This is a genomic window from Paenibacillus sp. 2RAB27, from assembly GCF_052115445.1.
Lineage (GTDB): Bacteria > Bacillota > Bacilli > Paenibacillales > NBRC-103111 > Paenibacillus_E.
This window is the reverse complement of sequence record NZ_JBFRGR010000126.1, coordinates 1-399: the sequence shown is the minus strand read 5'-3', so window position 1 is coordinate 399 and position 399 is coordinate 1. Positions and strand designations below refer to the sequence as shown.

Sequence of the window (399 nt, the reverse complement as noted above, 5' to 3'; positions counted from 1 at the left end):
CCAATTACAGGCGAGAGCGCAACAATGCTGCCCTCATTCCCTATGTTTTTCAATGCGCCTGCGGCAAYGTTCAGCGTATCGCCTTTCTTCACGTCAATGCCTGTTCCGCCTAACGTGATGGTCATAACCGTATTGTTGAGCGTCCAGCTTACCGYCGGCGTTGWACCTAAGCTTCCAGCTCCGCCTCCCGCTTTCGTTACACTCACATAGGTGTTCACATTGCTTGCATCAATCGCCGCGTTCGTTGGTGTATCAAAGTAGACGGTGATCGTATCTGTCGCGTCTGCTCCTACGCTTAACGCTACGTCTGCTGCATCTGCTCCTGTCACTCCAAGCCCTGCTGTTGCGTCAATCGCTGGCTTTTTGCTGCCGAAGCTATCCGTAATTTGTACGCTTAAC

Annotated in this window: 1 protein-coding gene; it reads right to left on the bottom strand. The window is 52.3% G+C overall.

Annotated features, from left to right (window positions below):
• The coding region (locus AB4114_RS35955; protein ID WP_441992696.1) for a hypothetical protein at positions 1-399 on the bottom strand (399 nt) is incomplete at both ends.